Origin of the sequence: Leeuwenhoekiella marinoflava DSM 3653 (assembly GCF_900129005.1) — a bacterium.
Taxonomy (GTDB): Bacteria; Bacteroidota; Bacteroidia; order Flavobacteriales; family Flavobacteriaceae; genus Leeuwenhoekiella; species Leeuwenhoekiella marinoflava.
Genome location: NZ_FQUN01000008.1, coordinates 84,481 through 99,245 on the forward strand (window position 1 = coordinate 84,481; position 14,765 = coordinate 99,245).

Annotated in this window: 15 protein-coding genes; 4 read left to right on the top strand and 11 right to left on the bottom strand. The window is 39.1% G+C overall.

Annotated features, from left to right (window positions below; translation table 11 throughout):
• Positions 1–8: 8 nt before the first annotated feature.
• From murD to BUB91_RS07855, 7 genes are read right to left on the bottom strand one after another with little or no spacing between them, the layout of a single operon-like run.
• On the bottom strand, positions 9–1,343 hold the full coding sequence (murD, locus tag BUB91_RS07825) for a UDP-N-acetylmuramoyl-L-alanine--D-glutamate ligase (protein ID WP_073098684.1): 1,335 nt from the start codon (positions 1,341–1,343) through the stop codon (positions 9–11).
• Entirely contained in the window at positions 1,344–2,576 is a 1,233-nt protein-coding gene (gene mraY / locus BUB91_RS07830) for a phospho-N-acetylmuramoyl-pentapeptide-transferase (protein ID WP_073098685.1), read from the bottom strand.
• Positions 2,577–2,610: 34 nt separating this feature from the next.
• On the bottom strand, positions 2,611–4,074 hold the full coding sequence (locus BUB91_RS07835) for a UDP-N-acetylmuramoyl-L-alanyl-D-glutamate--2,6-diaminopimelate ligase (RefSeq protein WP_073098686.1): 1,464 nt from the start codon (positions 4,072–4,074) through the stop codon (positions 2,611–2,613).
• Positions 4,071–6,062 (bottom strand): penicillin-binding protein, encoded by a 1,992-nt coding sequence (locus BUB91_RS07840; RefSeq protein ID WP_073098687.1) that lies wholly within the window; start codon positions 6,060–6,062, stop codon positions 4,071–4,073. Before BUB91_RS07840 ends, BUB91_RS07835 begins: the two co-directional genes overlap by 4 nt.
• Positions 6,063–6,069: 7 nt before the next feature.
• Positions 6,070–6,387, bottom strand: a complete 318-nt coding sequence (locus tag BUB91_RS07845) for an FtsL-like putative cell division protein (protein ID WP_073098688.1) — start codon at positions 6,385–6,387, stop codon at positions 6,070–6,072.
• 6 nt (positions 6,388–6,393) lie between these two features.
• On the bottom strand, positions 6,394–7,290 hold the full coding sequence (rsmH, locus tag BUB91_RS07850) for a 16S rRNA (cytosine(1402)-N(4))-methyltransferase RsmH (RefSeq protein WP_073098689.1): 897 nt from the start codon (positions 7,288–7,290) through the stop codon (positions 6,394–6,396).
• Positions 7,277–7,750 (bottom strand): division/cell wall cluster transcriptional repressor MraZ, encoded by a 474-nt coding sequence (locus tag BUB91_RS07855; RefSeq protein WP_073098690.1) that lies wholly within the window; start codon positions 7,748–7,750, stop codon positions 7,277–7,279. Before BUB91_RS07855 ends, rsmH begins: the two co-directional genes overlap by 14 nt.
• A 256-nt stretch (positions 7,751–8,006) precedes the next feature.
• On the opposite strand from BUB91_RS07855, the gene BUB91_RS07860 reads away from it, so the two are divergent.
• Positions 8,007–8,771, top strand: coding sequence for an alpha/beta fold hydrolase (locus tag BUB91_RS07860; RefSeq protein WP_073098691.1), 765 nt, complete (start codon positions 8,007–8,009; stop codon positions 8,769–8,771).
• Between the two features lie 12 nt (positions 8,772–8,783).
• A complete protein-coding gene (yihA, locus tag BUB91_RS07865; RefSeq protein ID WP_073098692.1) occupies positions 8,784–9,392 on the top strand; it encodes a ribosome biogenesis GTP-binding protein YihA/YsxC in 609 nt (202 codons plus the stop codon).
• Here the strand turns inward: yihA and BUB91_RS07870 are convergent.
• From BUB91_RS07870 to gldB, 3 genes are read right to left on the bottom strand one after another with little or no spacing between them, the layout of a single operon-like run.
• Positions 9,379–9,744, bottom strand: a complete 366-nt coding sequence (locus BUB91_RS07870; RefSeq protein WP_083557879.1) for a GTPase — start codon at positions 9,742–9,744, stop codon at positions 9,379–9,381. The genes yihA and BUB91_RS07870 overlap by 14 nt on opposite strands.
• A 29-nt stretch (positions 9,745–9,773) precedes the next feature.
• Positions 9,774–10,097, bottom strand: a complete 324-nt coding sequence (gene gldC, locus BUB91_RS07875; protein ID WP_073098694.1) for a gliding motility protein GldC — start codon at positions 10,095–10,097, stop codon at positions 9,774–9,776.
• 11 nt (positions 10,098–10,108) lie between these two features.
• Entirely contained in the window at positions 10,109–11,089 is a 981-nt protein-coding gene (gldB, locus tag BUB91_RS07880; protein WP_241652586.1) for a gliding motility lipoprotein GldB, read from the bottom strand.
• A gap of 85 nt (positions 11,090–11,174) precedes the next feature.
• Between gldB and nadE the strand changes: the two genes are divergently transcribed.
• Together nadE and BUB91_RS07890 are read left to right on the top strand one after the other, a co-directional pair.
• Positions 11,175–11,963, top strand: a complete 789-nt coding sequence (gene nadE, locus BUB91_RS07885; RefSeq protein ID WP_073098696.1) for an NAD(+) synthase — start codon at positions 11,175–11,177, stop codon at positions 11,961–11,963.
• A 97-nt stretch (positions 11,964–12,060) separates the two neighbouring features.
• Positions 12,061–12,699 carry a response regulator gene (locus BUB91_RS07890; protein ID WP_083557880.1) on the top strand — a complete coding sequence of 213 codons (639 nt, stop codon included), beginning with the start codon at positions 12,061–12,063 and terminating at the stop codon, positions 12,697–12,699.
• On the opposite strand, the gene dnaG is transcribed toward BUB91_RS07890, so the two are convergent.
• Positions 12,696–14,681 (bottom strand): DNA primase, encoded by a 1,986-nt coding sequence (dnaG, locus tag BUB91_RS07895; protein ID WP_073098697.1) that lies wholly within the window; start codon positions 14,679–14,681, stop codon positions 12,696–12,698. The genes BUB91_RS07890 and dnaG overlap by 4 nt on opposite strands.
• Positions 14,682–14,765: the final 84 nt, after the last annotated feature.

The following is a 14,765-nucleotide window of genomic DNA, read 5'->3' on the forward strand; positions in this document are numbered from 1 at the left end:
TTTACTGTTTATAAACTACGAACTGCTTCTTTGAACTGACGCCCACGATCTTCATAATTCTCAAAAAGATCAAAACTTGCACAAGCCGGTGATAACAAAACATTATCTCCTTTCCCGGTAAGTTTGTATGCGATTTTTACTGCTTCAGACATGGATTGGGTCTCGATAATCGTCTCTACCATTCCTGCAAAATGATGCATCAACTTAGCATTATCTACACCCAGGCAAATGATTGCTTTTACTTTTTCATTCACTAACGGAAACAAATCTTTATAGTCATTTCCTTTATCAACACCACCTACAATCCAAACTGTAGGAGCATTCATGCTATCTAACGCATAAAAAGTTGCGTTTACATTTGTAGCTTTAGAATCGTTGATGTAAGACACGTTATTAATCTTCAAGACCTGCTCTAAGCGGTGCTCAACACCCTGGAAGCCTTCTAAAGACTCTCTAATTGTAGTCTTACGAATACTAAGCAACTTAGAAGCTGTTGAGGCTGCCATCGCATTCTTAGTATTGTGAGCCCCTTTAATCGCCAAATTTTTTGTTGACATCGTCATCATTGTATCGTCAGTTATTATATTAATTTCTTCTTGAGCATAATACGCTCCTTTTTTTAGTTTTTTTGAAATTGAAAAAGGCATCAATTGCGACCGTACCGGATGCTTATCTAACCACGCTGTAATCACAGGATCGTCTAAATCGTAAATGAGATAATCTTCTTCGGTTTGATTTTCCGCTATGCGGAATTTTGACCGGATGTAATTTTCAAAATTGTACTCGTAGCGATCTAAGTGGTCTGGAGTGATATTGGTTAAAATCGCGATATGTGGCGCAAAAGTTTCTATACCGTCCAACTGAAAACTACTGATTTCTAACACGTAGTAATCCTGATCATCTAGTGCAACCCACTTTGCAAAACTGTCGCCTATATTACCTGCAGCTACGCTTTTTAAACCCGCTTGCTTCAGAATATGCGCAACCAGCATCGTCGTTGTCGTCTTACCATTGCTACCGGTAATTCCAACTAGTTTAGCTTTTGTATATCGCGCTGCAAATTCAATCTCAGAAATCACAGAAACTCCTGCTTCAACCAACTTTTTGATAAGCGGGGCTTTATCAGGAATTCCGGGGCTTTTCATCACCAGATCTGCATGGAGAATTTCAGCTTCAGTATGACCGCCATCTTCCCATTCAATTTCATAATCTTTAAGAACGTCGAGGTATTTGGGTTTTATCTTCCCGAAATCGGAAACAAAAACGTCAAATCCCTGCTTTTTACCTAAAATCGCGGTTCCTATTCCGCTCTCGCCACCACCCAAAATCACCAGCCGCTTCATCTATCTAACTTTTAGAGTGACAATAGTGATGATAGCCAGTAGAATACCTATAATCCAAAATCGGGTTACGATCTTACTTTCGTGAATCCCCTTTTTCTGATAGTGGTGATGCAAGGGCGACATTAAAAAAATACGTCTGCCTTCACCGCTTTTTGCTTTTGTATACTTAAACCAACTCACCTGCAGCATTACCGAAAGGGTTTCCATAAAGAAGATCCCGCAGAGAATAGGTATCAGTAATTCTTTACGAATCGCAATTGCAATTACCGCAATGATCCCACCTATGGTTAAACTCCCTGTATCTCCCATGAATATCTGTGCGGGATAGGTGTTGTACCATAAAAATCCTACCAGTGAACCAACAAATGCAGTTATAAATATTACCATCTCACCAGATCGCGGGATGTACATTACATCCAGATAATCACTAAATATTATGTTACCCGATACCCACGCAAAAATCCCGAGCGTCAACACTATAATCGCTGACGAACCCGCAGCTAAACCATCTATACCATCGGTTAGATTTGCTCCGTTTGAAACTGCCGTTACAATAAAAATTACGATAGGTATAAACAGTAACCAGGCATATTTCACATAATCATCACCGAGCCAACTCAACAAAATGCTGTAATCAACTTCATTATTTTTCACAAACGGTATGGTAGTGGTTAAGGCTTTGACTTCTCTTGAAAATTCTTGATTGTTTATACCTACAACTTGCTCTTGTTTAGCCGGCTTAGTTGCAACTTCTTCTTTCACTGTAATATCTGGGTGAAAAAACATAGTTGCCCCCACAATAATCCCAAGTCCTACCTGACCAAATATTTTAAACTTGCCCTGTAAACCTTCTTTATTCTTCTTTCTGATCTTTAAAAAGTCATCCATAAAGCCTATTGCTCCCATCCATAGTGTAGTCACAATAAGCAGAATCACATATATATTCTCGAGTCTGGCGAGTAAAAAAACCGGTATCAAGGTTGCCAGAATAATGATCAAACCACCCATAGTAGGCGTACCTGCTTTCTCCACCTGGCCCTCAAGCCCTAAGTCGCGTATAGATTCGCCCAACTGCTTCTTTTGCAGATATAAGATGATACGTTTTCCCCAAATGGTAGAAATCGCTAAAGACATCAAGATCGCAATCGCCGCCCTAAAAGTGATAAAGCTAAATAAGCTTGCACCGGGGAAGTTGTAGGTACGCTCTAAATATTCAAATAGGTAGTACAGCATCTAAGTTTTTGTTTTACGCCTCTGCGCTTTTGCCTTATTTATTTAGCTCAGTTAATAGTTCTTTTACAATCTTAAAATCATCAAAATCGGTACGCTCGCCTTTCACTTCCTGATAAGTCTCGTGGCCTTTACCGGCAATTAAAATGATATCATTTTCTGTTGCCATCTGGCAAGCGGTTTTTATCGCCTGCTTGCGCGAGGTAACAGAAAGGATCTTTTTATAATCTAAAGGCTCAACACCTTTTTCTATTTCTTCTATAATTGCTTCCGGATCTTCACTACGTGGATTGTCACTCGTAAAAATCACTTTGGTACTCAACGCGGCAGCGATTTTTCCCATTTTCGGACGTTTTGTACGATCTCTATCTCCTCCACAGCCCACAACTGTAATGAGTTCTTCGTTTTTTGTGCGAATGTCATTAATCGTCTCCAGCACATTTTTCAACGCGTCAGGAGTGTGTGCATAGTCAACAATCGCAGTTATCTTTTTTGAAGAAATTAAATACTGAAAGCGGCCGTTCACACTCGTCAATTCTGATAAATATTGAAGCGCTTCAAGTTGTGTTAAACCCAGAAGCTCTGCCGCAGCATAAATAGCCAAAACGTTATAAGCATTAAAGGAGCCTATAAGTTTCACCCAAACTTCCTGATCGTTCACCTTCAGCAACAAACCGGTAAGTTGATTTTCTAAAATTTGTGCCCGATAATCTGCAAAAGACTTTAAAGCATAAGTATACTTCTTAGCCTGCGTATTTTGTAACATCACCTGACCGTTACGGTCATCACCGTTAGTAAGTGCAAATGCCGTTTTAGGCAGGTTGTCAAAGAATGATTTTTTAACGTCTCTGTATTCCGCAAAAGTCTCGTGATAATCCAAGTGATCGTGACTCAGGTTGGTGAAAATTCCACCTTCAAAATGCAAACCTTCGGTACGCTTTTGGTGAATTCCGTGAGAACTCACTTCCATAAAACAATACTCCACTCCGGCTTCACTCATTCTTGCCAGATACTGATTAATCGTCAAAGAATCTGGTGTGGTATGCGTTGCCGGAAACTCGTCATCCCCTACTAAAATTTTAACTGTAGAAAGCAATCCCGCTTTAAAACCTGCCTTTGTAAAAAGTTGATGCAAAAGCGATGCAATAGTCGTCTTACCGTTAGTCCCTGTGATTCCCACCAGCTTCAAATTCTCTGAAGGATTCCCATAAAAATTAGAAGCCATCAAAGCCAAAGCCTGAGCTGTATCTGAAGTTTGAACGTAAGTAATCCCGTTTACAAACGCCGTTGGCATTTGCTCACAAATAATAGCAATCGCCCCTTGCTCTTCAGCTTTCTTTATATAATCATGACCGTCACTTTGCGTACCGCGAATCGCAACAAAAACATCATTCAATCCCACTTTTCGCGAATCAAAATGTATCGCATTTACCGGCACCCCAGGGTTACCCGTGACCGACTTGAGCGTTACTTTATACAATATGTCTTTTAATAAAATCACGACAGTTGTAAAATGATTTTTTGATTCTTATTTAATTTTTGACCCGCTTGTAAAGACTGAGTCTTCACCTTCCCATTTCCTTTAAATTCTACTTGAAGTCCTAAGTTCTCCAACAAGGAAACCGCATCCATCCCAGACATCCCTCTAACATTAGGAATTGTTTTTTCGGTTTTTTGAGCTTTTTCAAAATAGGTTTCAAAATCCTGCTCAACCTGTTCAGGATTAGTTTCAGCAAGTTTAACCTCATCAATTATTGGCGTATCACTATACACCTTTTGAGCAATTTTTTTAAATACCGGTCCTGCAACCACACCACCGTAATACCCAATCTTTTTGTTTGGCTTATGAATAACTACGATACACGAGTATTCTGGATTCTCTGCCGGAAAATAGCCCGCAAACGAAGCGATGTATTTCCCTTCTTCTTTCCAATATTCTGTTTGACAGGTTCCTGTTTTGCCTGCCATTGAAAAATGCTTTGAATAAATATTGTTTCCGGTGCCACGTTCCACCACGTGCTTCATCATATCCTGAACCTTATCAATAGTCGTCTGAGAACAAATCGCCGGATTGATCACTTCTTTTTCAAATTTTTCTATAGAAACATCCCACTTCTTAATCTCTTTAATAAAGCGAGGTTTTACCATCTCTCCATTATTAGCAATTGCATTGTAAAAAGTCAAGGTCTGTAAAGGCGTCAACGAAACTCCATATCCAAAAGCCATCCAAGGCAGTGTCGTACCATACCAGTTCGCATCACCCGGATACGGGAATTTTGGACTCCCTTCTCCCTTTATTTCTAAGCCCAACTTATCATTAAGCCCCATATTATAGAGTCGTTTCAAGAAACGCTTCGGATCATCTTTGTAGCCCTCGTTTATCATTTTGGCGAAAGCGGTATTTGAAGAAAGTTCAAAAGCACGAGCAGCTGAAATCTTACCATAACCACCCCAATGCGAATCGTAAACTGTACGGTTGTAAAAACGCACGCGGCCGTTTTCGGTATCTATTATATCTGTAGTATCAACTACACGATCTTCAAGCGCAGCCACCATCGCCATCAACTTAAAAGTCGAGCCCGGCTCAGCCGACTCGTAAACTGCGTAGTTTCGGTCTTCATAATAACCGCCATCTTCAGTTCTACCCAAATTAGAAATTGCCTTAACCTCTCCTGTTTTCGTATCCATCACCACCACACAACCGTGATCTGCTTCAAATTTCTCAAGAGATTCTAACAAAGCGTGATGCGCTATATCTTGAATATTCACATCTATTGTAGAAATCACATCGTAACCATCTTGCGGCTCCACAATATTATCGTCTCCTATAGGCTTCCACTGACCTTTAGCGATGCGCTGCTTTAAACGATGTCCTTCTTTCCCTCGTAAATACGGACCAAAAGCACCTTCTAAACCGGCTTCGCTATATCTGCCATATTCCGTTAATCTATCGTAACCTATGGTGCGCTCTGCAATTTTATCTAACGGATGCTCACGCACCGTACGTTGCTCTGTAATAATCCCACCTTTATAAGGACCTTTATTAAAGAGCGGCAATCTTTTAATTGCTAAATATTTTGAATAACCCAAATTGCGAGCAAGAAGCAAATAACGGTTTTTATTTACCCGGGCTTTACGCAAGACTTCCGTATAATGAGCGACCGGTTTGCCTAATTGTTCAGACAGCCCTTTGGCAAGCCCTTGAACATGCTCTTCAAAATCTGCCTGTTTTGGAGCCAAAGCATCAAATCGAACATCATATTTAGGTACCGAAGTTGCCAGCAAACTTCCATCACCCGCATAGAGATTTCCTCTATTTGCAGGAATAGTAAACATGCGCTCTGTGCGAGCTTCAGCAAGCTCTTTATATTTATCACCTTCTGCCAACTGAATGTTGCACAGTTTAAACGCAACAAACAGGGCGAAGAGAAACATACCTCCTGCCACTAAATACATCCGGTTCAATATGTTCTTTTCGCTGGTAGCCATTTTGAACTTAAGGTGTTTTTGTTACTTTAATCTTCTTGGGTGGAGTAAGGGAAGGCCCCAGCCCTTGTTGCGCAACTTGCTTGGTTACGACTGTTTCCATTTTGAGACGTCGCGCCTCCAGACGCGTATCTACAAACTCACTATGCAGCTCTTTAACCTCTGCATTTAATTGAGAAATCTGATGTACTTTTTTATCTGCACTGTGCGAACTCCCAATCATTATAATCGCCAAAAAAGACAAGAATAAAATCATACGCCAGTTCTTCATAGCGTCATCGCTAAAAAGAAACTTCCCTTTGAGTATGTTATAAATTCCTTCTTTCAAAACCTGTTATAATTTCTTTGCCACACGCAGCTTCGCACTGCGCGCTCTGTTATTCATTTTTATTTCTTCTTTACCAGGAACTATAAGTCCGCCTACCTTCTTAAACGGCACACTAAAATTCCCGAAAATATCTTTCTCCGGCTCTCCTTCAAAAAGACCGTTACGCATATAGCGCTTAACCAACCTATCTTCTAAAGAGTGATATGAGATCAAACTCAATCTTCCACCAGGCTTCAGCATCTCTTCGGTTTGTTGCAAAAACTCTTTCAACACCTCAAGCTCCTGATTCACTTCAATACGAATCGCCTGATAAATCTGAGCTAACAACTTATGCTCCCGATTAGATGGTAAAAAAGGTTTTAAAGCAACCTTTAAATCTTCCGTAGTCTCAATAGGACTTTCTTTACGCAAAGACACCAAGGTGCGGGCGATTTTAGGCGCGCTCCTCAATTCCCCATATTGCAACAAAACCCTGCTTAGATCCTCTTCAGCATACTCATTAACCACGTGATAAGCAGAAAGCTTATCTCCTTGATTCATTCGCATGTCTAGCTTCGCTTCAAATCGGGTCGAAAAACCACGCTCTGCAACATCAAACTGATGCGACGAAACCCCAAAATCTCCTAATATTCCGTCTACTTGCGCAGCGCCATAAAAACGCAAAAAGCGTTTCGCAAAGCGGAAATTTTCATTTATAAGTGTAAATCGAGGATCATCAATTTCATTTTCTAACGCATCCTTATCCTGATCAAAAGCAAACAACTTTCCATTTTCGCCAAGACGTTTTAAAATCTCTCTTGAGTGACCACCACCTCCAAAGGTGACATCCACATAGATACCATCTGACTTAACAGCCAAACCATCTACTGTTTCTTTTAATAATACCGGGTTATGATAATCCATCTGGCACGTCGTTTTGATCACCCATCACCTCCTCTGCAAGCGCTGCAAAGTCTCCGTCGTTATCACTCACTGCAACTTCATAAGCCACCAGATCCCAGATTTCAATTATATTTCCTCCCGAAGTCAAAACAATATCTTTTACTATTGAAGCAAAAGCAATCAAATCTTTTGGAATCAATAACCTTCCGGAAGCATCTGCTTCTATTAGCTTTACACCGGCGGTAAACCTGCGTATGAAATCAACATTTTTTTTATTGAAGCGATTGAGTCCATTTATTTTTTTCATCATCACCTCCCACTCAGACATTGGCCACAATTCCAGACAAGAATTAAAAACCGATCGCTTAACGACAAAACCCTCCTGCAACTCTTTTGCAAGCTGTTTTTTTAACGCAGACGGCATCATGAGCCTGCCTTTGGCGTCAACTTTACACTCGTATGTCCCTATTAGGCTGAGCACGAATACAGTAGGTTTTAGGTATTACAACTTCAAATATATAGAATTTATTACCACATTCTCCCACTTTCTACCACTTTGTTGATAAGTCTTACCACTTGTTGATTATTGAGAAAACCTTAACATTGAGTTAGTAGTCTGTCTTAAAACCTCTTGTTTACTTAGGTTGGCGAAAGCTTAACAGACTAAAGCATTTTTAGATTTTCAATTTGCTCTAAATGTCTATATTTGTGGCAAAGCCTCTTGCCTACCAATAATTATGAAGCACCAATTAAAAACCGAGGGAAAGTTCACCTACTTAGAAGTTGGCGAGGGAATCCCTATAGTTATACTTCACGGATTGATGGGTGGGCTGAGCAACTTTGATGCAGTTACAGACCATTTTTCGCAAAGCGGATATAAAATTGTAATTCCTGAACTGCCTCTTTATTCGATGCCGCTTATCAAAACCGGCGTAAAAACTTTTGCAAAATACCTTAACGATTTTATCAAATTGAAAGGCTTTAAAGAAGTCATTCTTTTAGGAAACTCTTTAGGCGGACATATTGCCTTGTATCACACCAAGCTTTATCCCGAAGTGATGAAAGCTTTAGTTATTACAGGAAGTTCTGGATTATACGAGAGCGCAATGGGTGAGAGTTACCCAAAACGCGGCGATTATGAGTACATCAAAAAGAAAGCGGAAGACGTTTTTTACGACCCTGCTGTTGCAACTAAAGAAATCGTAGACGAAGTTTACGAGACCGTAAACGACCGTAATAAACTCATCAAAACACTTGCAATTGCTAAGAGCGCTATACGTCACAATATGGCACAAGATCTTCCTACGATGAAAACTTCAACGTGTATCATTTGGGGTCGAAACGACAATGTAACTCCTCCTGAAGTAGCTGAAGATTTCAATAAACTTTTACCTGATTCTGATTTATTCTGGATTGACAAATGTGGCCACGCCGCTATGATGGAGCGCCCGCAAGAGTTTAACGAGATTCTTTCTGGCTGGCTCAAATCACGTAATATATAACACCTTATTGTTATGCATATTAAATCTGCAGAATTTCTAGTTAGCAATTCTAATGTGGCCAAGTGCCCAAAAAATAAAATGCCCGAATATGCTTTTATAGGGCGTTCTAACGTAGGAAAGTCTAGCTTGATCAATATGCTTACTGACCGCAAAAACCTAGCTAAAACTTCGGGAAGACCGGGAAAGACACAACTCATCAATCACTTTGTGATCAATCAAAGTTGGTACTTGGTAGATTTACCGGGTTACGGTTATGCCCGTGTTTCTAAAAAGGTAAAAAAGGAATTTCAGAAATTTATCACGCAGTATTTTGAAGAGCGCGAACAATTGGTTTCTGCATTTGTTCTTATAGATTGTCGTCATGAACCTCAACCTATTGACAAAGAGTTTATGGAGTATTTAGGTGAGAAACAAATTCCGTTTTCTATCATTTTCACCAAAACAGATAAACTGAAGCCAAAAGCTTTAGAGCGCAATATTGAAAATTATAAGCAAGAATTGCTGGCAGGAGCTTGGTTAGAAATGCCTAATTATTTTATAAGTAGTGCCTCTAACAGCACCGGGAAAGATGAAATTTTAAACTATATCGACCAGATTAACGAGCAACTTATTGAGGCTTAGTTTTTTGTGCTATTGCTGCTATCAAATCTTTTTCAGTTTCTAAACGATCAAAATCTAATCTAGTCAGAAGCAATTCAACTTGACCATTTTCTTCCCTTAGCACCACCGGAAACTCTAGCTTTTTATATTCAGAAGAAATATGCTTTGTAAGGAATTCATCTTTATGCAAGAATTCCATCTCTAGATTACTGTTTTCTCGGAAAGTTTTCCAAAGCGTTCGCTCGCTAGAGACTCCGTGTGTCAATTCGCAAAGTTTACAGCTATAACTAGCCGGACTCAAAACTTTATGCAAGCTATCGAGATAGGCATTAAATCTTCCGGAATGCGCGTTATAAACAAAAATTAATTTCATCACATTCCGAAAGATTTACTGAAGTAATATTATTTTTTCAACTCTAATTTTTCAGCAAAATAATCGCAAAAATCCATCATCGTTGCGGTCATTTTATCATCATCAGTAGCACGCTTAAACGTATTTGCCATGCTCACCAAGGTCTGGTGAAAGAAAACTTTCATCTCATCAACCGGCATATCTTTTGTCCACAGATCAATGCGAGCCGCTTCTTGTTTGTTGTGATCCCAAAGCGAAAGCATCAATGCTTTTGCAGGCTCGTGAGAAACACCACCGTCAGGAGCGTTCCACGATATTTTTTCAGGAACACGATTTTCATCTAATTCTATACTTAATTCAATTTCAGTTTTCATCAACTGTATGTTTATTTACGGGGTTTATAATTGGCTTGTTTAAAAATCTCATCGCTGCTTTTCTCTGGCAACATTTGCAAAGGTATGTTATTGCGCTGCATATAACTTTTTACAATCTGCCAGCCTATGTAGCGACCCAATCGCGGCGGACTGTCATTATCAAAAGACAAATAAAATTTTGAAAAAGGAGCCGGATTGATAAATCTGCTTAACAAGCTACGATCTGAATCAAAAAGCAACTCGTTTTCTACAAAATATTTCCAGATATCTACTTCGTTGGCAATTGCCCAGTCGTACTGATCTGGAGTATATCCTATTATTTCATTCTTATCTTTTAGCGTCAACAACTGCTCCATTATATAGAGTCGTTTTCCCTGATAAATCATTTCATCAAGAAACCTGCGATTATCTTTTCTTCTAACCCATTTAGACACAAAAACATCTGCGACATCAACATCAAACTGTTCTTTTCTAAAATTTTGCGTGTAAAATCGTTGTATTCCATCATAAAAATGATGCTCAGGACCTAAATAATTATCAAGACCAATAATCAATAAATTATCGGTAAGAATTACTGGTGTGCGATAAGCCACATCAGAAGTAATCGTGATCACCTCCGGAATTGAAGTTTTAGGGTAGTAATATTTAATATGCCGAAATAAGGTTTCTAAATCATTCTGTTCTTCATCAAAATTCGGAAAAGCTTCCCCAACCTCTTTATTCAATTCAAGCTGAATGGTGTCTTTTATCTTTTCAATCCAAAATTCACGGGTATATGTATCCGGAAAAAGAAACGGATACGCAGTGATTAGATCATCTAAGCCCGAAGAATCTACCGTAGCAAATTTCTGATCAAAACGGACAACTTTTAAATCTATAGGAATCTGAGAAATTTCTTCGGGTAATTTTGCTTCATCATTACAGCTGGACACTAAAAACGGAAGAAGCCCTAAAAAAAAGCTAAATACACGAACTAACCTCACTCTACTCACGATTAACTTTTTAAATTTTAGTAAATTCACGATCATAAAATTGCGCCGCAAAGGTAGTATTTACAAACTATAAATCCTGTTTCTTATGCAAACTGAAAAAGTAATCGATCACATTGTAACTTGGCTAAAAACTTATGCAACAAACGCAAATATCAAGGGTTTTGTTGTAGGAATTAGCGGCGGGATTGATAGCGCCGTGACATCTAGCTTATGTGCCAAAACCGGTTTACGCGTACTTTGTGTAGAAATGCCAATTCACCAACCAGAGAGCCACGTCACCCGTGCTCAAGATCATATCGCCCAACTTAAAAAACGTTTTGCCAATGTTTCTGACGTGCGTGTTGACCTAACTGAAACTTTTGAAACCTTTAAAGCGACTTTACCCGTTGCAGATGTAAATCCTACTTTAGAGCTGAGCCTCGCCAATACACGTGCAAGATTACGTATGAGTACGCTATACTACTTTGCCGGTTTACACGGATATCTAGTTGCTGGTACCGGAAATAAGGTCGAAGATTTTGGAGTAGGTTTTTATACTAAATATGGTGATGGCGGAGTAGATCTAAGCCCAATTGCAGATTTAATGAAAAGCGAAGTTTATGCTATTGCTAAAGAACTTGGCGTTCCTGAAAGCATACAAGTTGCTAAACCTACAGATGGCCTTTGGGGCGATGACCGCAGTGATGAAGATCAAATAGGAGCTACATACGACGAACTGGAATGGGCAATGCTTGAAGATGAAAAAGGTAAAAATGCCGCAGATTTTGAAGACCGTCAACAAAAAGTATTTACGATTTATAAAAGTTACAATAATGCAAACAAACACAAAATGAAACCGATTCCAGTTTGTGAAATACCGGCAGAATTCAAATAAAATGTTCGTTTAACCTTTATATTTATTGTTACAGCGAAAACCATTTGCAAATAACACAAATCGTGTTAATTTAGATAGCTAAAGATATTTAATCTCTATGATTACAATTACAATAGCAGACCACCATCCCATCGTAACAGATGGATTAACGCACCTATTAAAAGATATACAGCACGAGATTATAGATGTTGTTACAGATGGTGATCAGCTCATCCCATCTTTAGAAGAGCACGTGCCTGATCTTGTAATAATGGAGATAGACATGCCTAACCTTCAAGGACTTTCTGCCATTAAAGAATTACGCAGATTATTTGCCGGAATCAAAATAATGGTTTTCAGTACGCATCCTGAAGGAATGTATGCATTGAGCGCCATTAAAGCCGGAGCAATGGGCTATGTAGGCAAAACTGCAGATACCGATGTTGTTCTTAAAGCAATGCTACAAGTTGCCAGAGGCGGAATTTACCTCAACAACAATCTTGTTGAAATGCTTTCTAATTCTGATCCTTCTAAGAACAATTCGCTTGCTTATAAATACAAGAAACTTTCAACCCGGGAAACTGAAGTATTGAACTTACTTTCTTCCGGCAAGCGTAATAAAGATATTGCTGAAACTTTAGACATAAATGAAAAGACGGTAAGCACTTATAAAACGCGCTTACTTAAAAAACTAGATGCCAGTAGTCTTGCAGAATTGATTCAACAGGCACGTCTTTTACAAACTTCAGATCTTTAACGCATAAATGGCATAATCACCAGATTCCGTTTTTTTGCAATGAGAACCTCGAGCGTTTTATAATCCTTATACTCTTCCATAAATTCTTTAGCATTTTCAGGAAGCTCGCCAGATTTTAGCTGATCGCCAAATTCTGACATTTTACTCTGTATAAGAAAGTGACGTAGATTCAGAAGCGTCTGCACCGTTTCTAAACCTGAATTGTCTTTTAAAGATTTCACATAAATCTCATGCGTATCCCACTTATGCAGCGTGTGTCTTTCAGGCTCAAAAGCTATGGAAGATATTTTACCCATAATCTCAGGCTCAAGAGTCTGCCCAAGCTGATCTAATTTAATCTCGCCTTCTTCACGCGTTAAATGCTCGATCAAAACCGGATAAATATTCTGAAAATCTTGATTAGCAAATTCTACCTCATCCTCCTGAAGATCTAAATAGATTTTCTCATAAATAATGAGTTCACGCTTGATCTCTTTCTCAACGAGGTTTCCGTCCTCATCTTCTTCAATAATCAGATCTAAAAATTCAACAGGCTCTTTACCAAAAGTTATCAGTAGCTTAATGATGTTTTGTTCCAACTCATACTGCCTGCGAAACTTAACTTTCTCCTCATTTTTTAGCGCAACCATTTCTCCATTACCACCAGCTTTAGGCTTCTCCTTTTTTACAGCCTCCTTATTTCCTTTATTGCGTATTTGCGCCAGCGTATTAAAAAGAACATTTTCGGTGATATCCATAATACGAGCGCATTCTTGCACATAGATTTCACGCTTAATCACATCGGGGATTTTAGCTATACTTTCTACCATATCACGCACCAAACCGGCCTTTTTTACCGGATCACCTTGTGCTTCCTTCACCAGCAAAGAAGCTTTATACTGAATAAAATCTTTAGCGTTTTCTTTTAAGAAATCTTCAACTTCGGTTAACGTATGCTTTCGCGAAAAGCTGTCCGGATCTTCTCCTTCTGGAAAACTACACACTTTCACGTTCATCCCCTGCTCCAGAATCAAATCTATACCGCGTATCGAAGCGCGCTGTCCGGCCGCATCACCATCAAACAGAACCGTAATATTTGGAGTCAATCGATTTATTAAACGTATCTGCTCTGGCGTCAAAGCAGTTCCTGAAGAAGAAACAACATTCTCAATCCCCAGCTGATTCATCTGAATCACATCAGTATATCCTTCTACTAAAAAACAATTATCTTCTTTTGCTATTGACTGCTTGGCGTGATGAATACCGTAAAGCACTTTGGATTTATGATAGATATCGCTCTCTGGACTATTTAAATACTTTGCTGCTTTTTTCTCATTAGTTAGAATTCGCCCTCCAAAACCCAAAACTCTTCCGCTAAGTGATTGAATAGGAAACATCACACGACCTTTAAATCGGTCAAATTGCTTCTCTTCCTTTACGATTGAAAGTCCGGTTTTTTCTAAATATTCTAATTTATAGCCTTTACGAATTGCTTCTGAAGTGAATGCATCCCAAGTATCAGGAGAATATCCCAACTGGAACTTCCCTATGGTTTCTTCAGAAAAACCACGCTCTTTAAAATAAGTAAGTCCTATAGCTTTTCCTGGCTCACTATTCAGCAGTGTTTTATGAAAATAGTCTTTAGCAAACTCAGAAACCACATACATACTTTCCCGCTCATTCGCCTGCTCCTTCTGCTCGTCTGTCTGCTCGGTTTCTTCGACTTCTATATTGTACTTTTTTGCCAAATACTTTATAGCTTCAGGATACGTAAAATGCTCGTGTTCCATTAAAAAAGCAACTGCGTTCCCTCCTTTTCCACTTGAGAAATCTTTCCAAATTTGCTTTACAGGCGAAACCATAAAACTTGGCGAACGCTCATCTGTAAAAGGACTCAACCCTTTAAAGTTAGAACCCGATTTTTTCAACTGCACAAAATCCCCTATAACCTCCTCTACCCGAGCGGTTTCAAAAACAGTATCTATGGTGGTTTTAGAGATCAAATTATTGCTGTTTACTAAGTATTAAAAAGAATGTTTGCAAATTTACTACAATAAAAAAACCTGTACGAGATTAAGCGACAGGTC

Bases quoted from the DNA above. Each gene is read 5' to 3' on its own strand.
- murD (WP_073098684.1), bottom strand. From the start codon at position 1,343: ATGAAGCGGCTGGTGATTTTGGGTGGTGGCGAGAGCGGAATAGGAACC.
- mraY (WP_073098685.1), bottom strand. From the start codon at position 2,576: ATGCTGTACTACCTATTTGAATATTTAGAGCGTACCTACAACTTCCCC.
- BUB91_RS07840 (WP_073098687.1), bottom strand. From the start codon at position 6,062: ATGGCTACCAGCGAAAAGAACATATTGAACCGGATGTATTTAGTGGCA.
- rsmH (WP_073098689.1), bottom strand. From the start codon at position 7,290: ATGGATTATCATAACCCGGTATTATTAAAAGAAACAGTAGATGGTTTG.
- BUB91_RS07860 (WP_073098691.1), top strand. From the start codon at position 8,007: ATGAAGCACCAATTAAAAACCGAGGGAAAGTTCACCTACTTAGAAGTT.
- yihA (WP_073098692.1), top strand. From the start codon at position 8,784: ATGCATATTAAATCTGCAGAATTTCTAGTTAGCAATTCTAATGTGGCC.
- BUB91_RS07870 (WP_083557879.1), bottom strand. From the start codon at position 9,744: ATGAAATTAATTTTTGTTTATAACGCGCATTCCGGAAGATTTAATGCC.
- gldC (WP_073098694.1), bottom strand. From the start codon at position 10,097: ATGAAAACTGAAATTGAATTAAGTATAGAATTAGATGAAAATCGTGTT.
- nadE (WP_073098696.1), top strand. From the start codon at position 11,175: ATGCAAACTGAAAAAGTAATCGATCACATTGTAACTTGGCTAAAAACT.
- BUB91_RS07890 (WP_083557880.1), top strand. From the start codon at position 12,061: ATGATTACAATTACAATAGCAGACCACCATCCCATCGTAACAGATGGA.